This window comes from Kitasatospora sp. NPDC057512 (genome assembly GCF_042802135.1).
Lineage (GTDB): Bacteria > Actinomycetota > Actinomycetes > Streptomycetales > Streptomycetaceae > Kitasatospora.
Map to the genome: position 1 here is coordinate 1 of NZ_JBHVET010000557.1, position 5,917 is coordinate 5,917.

The 5,917-nt window shown below is 75.2% G+C and carries 6 protein-coding genes; 5 read left to right on the forward strand and 1 reads right to left on the reverse strand.

What is annotated here, in order from left to right; all coding sequences use genetic code 11:
* The first annotated feature begins 202 nt into the window (after window positions 1-202).
* On the forward strand, window positions 203-904 hold the full coding sequence (locus tag ACFU6K_RS28975; RefSeq protein ID WP_380667929.1) for a class III extradiol dioxygenase subunit B-like domain-containing protein: 702 nt from the start codon (window positions 203-205) through the stop codon (window positions 902-904).
* A gap of 22 nt (window positions 905-926) precedes the next feature.
* On the opposite strand, the gene ACFU6K_RS28980 is transcribed toward ACFU6K_RS28975, so the two are convergent.
* Window positions 927-1,196 (reverse strand): antitoxin, encoded by a 270-nt coding sequence (locus ACFU6K_RS28980; RefSeq protein WP_234348649.1) that lies wholly within the window; start codon window positions 1,194-1,196, stop codon window positions 927-929.
* Window positions 1,197-1,360: 164 nt separating this feature from the next.
* Between ACFU6K_RS28980 and miaA the strand changes: the two genes are divergently transcribed.
* The 4 genes from miaA to ACFU6K_RS29000 all read left to right on the forward strand — a co-directional run.
* Window positions 1,361-2,305 carry a tRNA (adenosine(37)-N6)-dimethylallyltransferase MiaA gene (gene miaA, locus ACFU6K_RS28985; protein ID WP_380667932.1) on the forward strand — a complete coding sequence of 315 codons (945 nt, stop codon included), beginning with the start codon at window positions 1,361-1,363 and terminating at the stop codon, window positions 2,303-2,305.
* A 228-nt stretch (window positions 2,306-2,533) separates the two neighbouring features.
* Window positions 2,534-3,046: a hypothetical protein gene (locus ACFU6K_RS28990; RefSeq protein WP_380667934.1), complete on the forward strand. Its 513-nt coding sequence runs from the start codon at window positions 2,534-2,536 to the stop codon at window positions 3,044-3,046.
* Window positions 3,047-3,078: 32 nt separating this feature from the next.
* Window positions 3,079-3,984, forward strand: a complete 906-nt coding sequence (gene dapF, locus ACFU6K_RS28995) for a diaminopimelate epimerase (protein WP_380667936.1) — start codon at window positions 3,079-3,081, stop codon at window positions 3,982-3,984.
* A 230-nt stretch (window positions 3,985-4,214) separates the two neighbouring features.
* Window positions 4,215-5,917: RelA/SpoT family protein (locus tag ACFU6K_RS29000; protein WP_380667938.1), on the forward strand; the 1,703-nt coding region annotated here is incomplete at its 3' end.

The following is a 5,917-nucleotide window of genomic DNA, read 5'->3' on the forward strand; positions in this document are numbered from 1 at the left end:
AGCGCCAGGCCGCGCCCGCCGCCAAGCCGGCCGGCGTGCTGCTCGGCCTGCCGAAGATCGGCGCCCCGGCGGAGCTGCCGTCGGCCGCGCCGGCGGGCGGGGCCTGCTGCGGCGACTGACCCGCTGCTGACGACGGCGACGGCGGTTCGGCGAGGGTTTCCACTCGGCCGGGCCGCCGTCGTCGTTGGCTAGAGTGATCCGCATGCTGGTAGCCGCCGCCGTGTGCCCCTGTCCGCCGCTGCTCGTCCCCGAGGTCGCCGCCGGGGCCGCGCCCGAGCTGGACGGTCTGCGCGCGGCCTGCGACGAGGCGCTCGCGGCGCTGGTCGCGGCCGGACCGCAGCTGGTCGTGGTGGTCGGCACCGGCCCGACGGCCGAGGTGTGGACCGAGGGCGGGGCGGGCTCCTTCCACCGCTACGGGGTGCCGCTGGTCGCCAAGCTGCCCGGTGACCGGGTCGAGGGGCCGGAGCTGGCGCCCTCGCTGACCGTCGGCGCCTGGCTGCTGGAGCGCGCCGGGGTGGGCCTGCCCACGCACGCCTGCGCGGTGCCCGCCGACGCCCCCGCCGACCGGATGCTCGGCCTCGGCCAGGGCCTGGCCGGGCTCGCCGACCGGGTCGCCCTGCTGGTGCTCGGCGACGGCAGCGCCTGCCGCTCGGTGAAGGCGCCCGGCTACCTGGACGAGCGGGCCGAGGGCTTCGACACCGCCCTGGCCGCCGCCCTGGGCACGGCCGACCTGCCCGCCCTGGCCGCACTGGACCCGGGCCTGGCCGCCGAGCTCAAGGCCGACGGCCGGGCGCCCTGGCAGGTGCTGGCCGGCGCCGCACAGGGCGCCGGCCTCACCGGGCGGCTGGGCTACCAGGACGCGCCGTACGGGGTCGGGTACTTCGTGGCGTCCTGGTCCCGGTAAGTCGGCGGGTCAGGCCCGCGGGTCAGGACTGCGGGGCCTGCGGGGGCTGCTCCTCGTCGCCCGGCTTCGGCTTGTGGGCGAAGTCGCCGACCGCGCCCTTGGCCTTGCCGGCGCCGTGCTCGATCTTGTCGCTGTACTTGCCCTTGGTCGCCTTGTCGATCGCGCCGCCGGCCTTGTCCACGGCCTTCTCGATCTGGTCGCTGTGCTTGCCGGCGAACTCGCTGGCCTTGTCCTTGAGCTCCTCGGCCTTGCCCTTGAGGTTGTCCATCAGACCCATGGCGATCTCCTTCATCCGCTGTTCCCCGCACAACGACCGGGCTCGGCAAAGCGTTCGCAAAACGGGCCCAACCGGGGAAACGGCCGGAAAGTATCGGGGAAACAGTCATATCCTCGCGCAGTCGCGGGCGGGTGGCAGCCCGGTCCGCGGGCGCCCGGCCGTTTTGCGAGACTGGAGCGGTGAGCAGCTCCCGTACCCCGCGTGTCATCTCGATCGTCGGCGCGACCGCCGCCGGCAAGTCCGACCTGGCCGTCGCCATCGCCCGCAGTCTCGACGGCGAGGTGATCAACACCGACTCGATGCAGCTGTACCGGGGCATGGACATCGGCACCGCCAAGCTCACGATGGAAGAGCGCGGGGGAGTGCCGCACCACCTGATGGACGTCTGGGACGTCACCGAGGCCGCCAGCGTCGCCGAGTACCAGCGGCTGGCCCGGGCCGAGATCGACCGGCTGCTCGCCGCCGGCCGCACGCCCGTACTGGTCGGCGGCTCCGGGCTGTACGTCCGGGCGGCGATCGACGAGATGGAGTTCCCGGGCACCGACCCGGCGGTGCGGGCCCGGCTGGAGGCCGAGCTGGAGCACGCCGGCCCGTACGCGCTGCACCGGCGGCTGGCCGAGCTGGACCCGGCGGCCGCCGAGGCGATCCTCACCGGCAACGGGCGGCGGATCGTCCGCGCCCTGGAGGTCATCGAGATCACCGGGCAGCCGTTCACCGCCAACCTGCCGAGCAACACCGCCGTCTACGAGGCGGTGCAGATCGGCGTCGCCGTGCCGCGCCCCGAACTGGACGAGCGGATCGCGCTGCGGGTCGACCGGATGTGGGAGGCCGGACTGCTGGACGAGGTGCGGGAGCTGGAGAAGGTCGGACTGCGGGACGGCAGGACCGCCTCCCGGGCGCTCGGCTACCAGCAGGTGCTCGACCACTTCGCCGGCGGGTGCACCGAGGACGAGGCCCGGGCCGAGACCGTCCGGGCCACCAAGCGCTTCGCCCGCCGCCAGGAGTCCTGGTTCCGCCGCGACGACCGGATCCACTGGCTCTCCCGGCCGGCCGGCACCGACCCCGTCGAGCTGCTGGAACGGTCCCTGGAACTGATCGACCGTCAGGGGGTTCCGGCCGCGTAGGAAGGGTTTCCGGCCAATCCGGCGGTGCACCTGCGCGCGCAGGCGACCGTGCAGGACGAACCGGCGGTCACGGGCCGATCACGTGATGGCCACGGATCACCCGCCGACCCCGGTCAGGCCCGGAACGCCCCTCTGGACATGCCATCATCGATGCCGTAGGGGTCGACCGAACGGGCCGGCCGTGCCCGGCCGCGAGTCCGCTCGTGTCGAACTGTCAGGGGAGGCCGTGTGTCGACGGGTACCGGCCCCGAATCCGGCCAGGGCGGGAGCGTCACCGTACCGGCCGAGGAGTTCGACGAGTCGACGATGGGCGACCTCCCCGTGCTGACCGGCCTGGAGGCGCCGACCTCCTACGCGGCCGCGGCGCCCGCCCTGGACACCCGCACCCCGCCCGGCGGCGCGGTGCACGAGCGGGAGATCCGCCCGCTGCGCCGGCTGCGCTGGTGGCAGACGCTGCCGATCGCCCTGCTGGGCACCCTCGGCTCGCTGATGTTCGCCTTCCCGCTCGCCTTCGGCTCCGCCGGGGCGCGCGCCACCATGGTCGGGATGCTCGGGCTGCTGTTCACCGCCGCCTCGATGGGCTGGGGCGCGATGGCCGCCCGGCACGCCGGCTACACGTGGCCGGGGCTGCCGCGCCGGGGCTCCGGGCAGCGGGCCGGCTGGAAGGCGATCGCGGTCTACACCCTGATCGCGCTGGCCGCCTGCGCGCTCGCGGTCTGGCGGGTCGCCTACCTGCGCTGAGCGCCTCCCGGCGGCTCAGTACCATCGGAGGGGTGAGCGCATCCTCCTCCCAGCAGGTCGGCATCCCCTTCTTCAAGGGGCACGGCACCCAGAACGACTTCGTCATCGTCCCGGACCCGGACGGCGCGCTGGAGATCGGTCCCGAGACCGTCGCCGCGCTGTGCGACCGGCGGGCCGGCGTCGGCGGGGACGGACTGCTGCGCGTGGTGCGCGCCGCCGCCGACCCGGCCGCCGCGGCGATGGCCGACCGGGCCGAGTGGTTCATGGACTACCGCAACGCGGACGGCAGCATCGCCGAGATGTGCGGCAACGGCCTGCGGGTCTTCGCCCGCTTCCTGGTCGAGGCCGGACTGGCCGAGCCGGGCGCGCTGGCCGTCGCCACCCGCTCCGGGGTGCTCACCGCGAAGGTCGCCGAGGCCGCCGCGGACGGCGCGCCCGGCGACGTCACCATCGACATGGGCCGGGCCCGGCTGCCCGGGCCGGACGGCATCGAGGTCGCGGTCGGCGAGCGGCGCTGGCCGGCCCTGAACGTCAACATGGGCAACCCGCACGCGGTGGCCTTCGTGGAGAGCCTGGACCACGCCGGGGACCTGTTCACCGCGCCGCTCACCAGCCCCGCGGGCGCCTACCCGGAGGGCGTCAACGTCGAGTTCGTGGTGGACCGCGGGCCCCGGCACGTCGCGATGCGGGTGCACGAGCGCGGCTCGGGCGAGACCCGCTCCTGCGGCACCGGCGCCTGCGCGGTGGCGGTGGCGGCCATCCGCCGGGACGGCGCCGACCCGGCGGTCACCGGCGAGGCGGTCTCGTACACCGTGGACGTGCTGGGCGGCCGGCTGGTCATCACCGAGCACCCGGACGGCCGGGTGGAGATGGCCGGGCCGGCGGTGATCGTGGCCGAGGGCCGACTGGACGGGCGCTGGTGGGAGTCGGTCCGGTAGGGCCCGTCCTCGAACCCGCAGCCGCGGGGTGGCGGCAGCCCGGTTTGCCCAATTCGTTCGGTGATGAATCCCCCCGATCGGGTGATACCGGTCGCGGACGGGAATCAGGGCGTCGCGGAACGTGCTCTGCTCGGTAGCATGGACCACCGGGTCGATCACCCCATGGGGAGGGGTGTCGAGATCACCCCCTCGGACGGGGCGGCGCCCGGCGACCGTTGCCGGAGGTGCCGATGACCATCGAAGCCGGGCAGCCCCTGGGGCAGCCGACGACCGTACGGCAGGGAGGGGCCAGGCGGCCCCTCGGGGAGCTCGGCCTGGCCGCCCTCGGCCGGGCCGGGCGGGCCGCCCTGCTCGCCACCGGCCGGCCGCCCGTGCCGGACGCCCTGGAACCGCTCGTCCGGGTCCACCGCCGGCACCATCCGCAGGCCGACCTCGGCCTGCTCGCCCGGGCCTACCGGCTCGCCGAGGCCAGCCACCGCGGCCAGAAGCGCAAGAGCGGCGAGCCGTACATCACCCACCCGCTGGCCGTCACCATGATCCTGGCCCAACTCGGCGCCGGGACGACGACCCTGGTCGCCTCGCTGCTCCACGACACCGTCGAGGACACCGAGTTGACGCTGGACCAGGTGGGCGCCGGGTTCGGGCCCGAAGTCGCCTACCTGGTCGACGGGGTGACGAAGCTGGAGAAGGTCGACTTCGGGGCCGCCGCCGAGGCCGAGACCTTCCGCAAGATGCTGGTCGCCACCGGGGACGACGTCCGGGTGATGGTGATCAAGCTCGCCGACCGGCTGCACAACATGCGCACCATCCGGCACATGAAGCCGGCCAGCCAGGTGCGGATCGCCAAGGTCACCCGGGACGTGCTGATCCCGCTGGCCGAGCGGCTCGGCATCCAGGTGCTCAAGGCGGAGCTGGAGGACATCGTCTTCGCCACCCTGCACCCCGAGGAGCACGCCCGCACCCGCGCCCTGATGACCGGTCACGAGGCCGAGCCGGACACCCTGCTGGAGCCCTTCGCCCGGCGACTGGCCCGCCAGCTGGCCGAGGGCGGGGTGGCCGCCGAGGTGACCGTCCGGCCCCGGCACTGCGTCTCGCTGCACCGGGTGCTGCTCCGGCGGGCCGCCGTGCCCGGGCCGGACGGCCGGCCGCAGGGGCCGCGGCCGGCCGACTTCGGGCGGCTGCTGGTGGTGGTCGAGGAGAACGCCGACTGCTACGCCGTGCTCGGCGAGCTGCACACCTGCTGGACGCCGCTGCCCGGGGAGTTCAAGGACTTCGTGGCCGCCCCCAAGTTCAACCTCTACCAGTCCCTGCACACCGCCGTGGCGCTCAGCGGCGGTGCGGTGGTCGAGGTGCTGGTCCGCACCCGGCGGATGCACGAGGTGGCCGAGACCGGGGTGGTCGCGCTCGGGGACCCGTCCCCGGCCGGCGCCGTCCAGGACGCCGACGAGCTGGACCGCACCGACCCGGCCCGCCCGGGCTGGCTCAGCCGGCTGCTGGAGTGGCAGCAGGAGACGCCCGACCCGGACGCCTTCTGGTCCGCGCTCACCGCCGACCTGGCCGGCGACCGCGAGATCACCGTGGTGACGGAGAGCGGCGAAACGCTTCAGCTGCGGGCCGGCGCCACCTGCGTGGACGCGGCCTACCTGCTCGGCGAGGAGACCGGCCACCGATGTATCGGCGCGCGGGTCAACGGGCGGCTCACCGCGCTGTCCACCGTGCTGGAGGACGGCGACCAGATCGCGGTGCTCACCGAGACCCTCCCGGCCGGCGGCGGACCGCCCTCCGGCCCCGCCCCCGAGTGGCTGGCGCACGCCCGCACCCCCGCCGCCCGGCTGGCCATCGAGCGCTGGCTGGCCGACCACCCGGCCCGGCAGCCGGCGGTCCGCACCGGCCGCGCGCCCGGGCGGGGCGGCCAGCCCGCACCGGCCGGCCG

What these genes read in the sequence shown, in the direction of transcription:
- ACFU6K_RS28975 (WP_380667929.1), top strand. Translation starts at nt 203, where the DNA reads ATGCTGGTAGCCGCCGCCGTGTGCCCCTGTCCGCCGCTGCTCGTCCCC.
- ACFU6K_RS28980 (WP_234348649.1), bottom strand. Translation starts at nt 1,196, where the DNA reads ATGAAGGAGATCGCCATGGGTCTGATGGACAACCTCAAGGGCAAGGCC.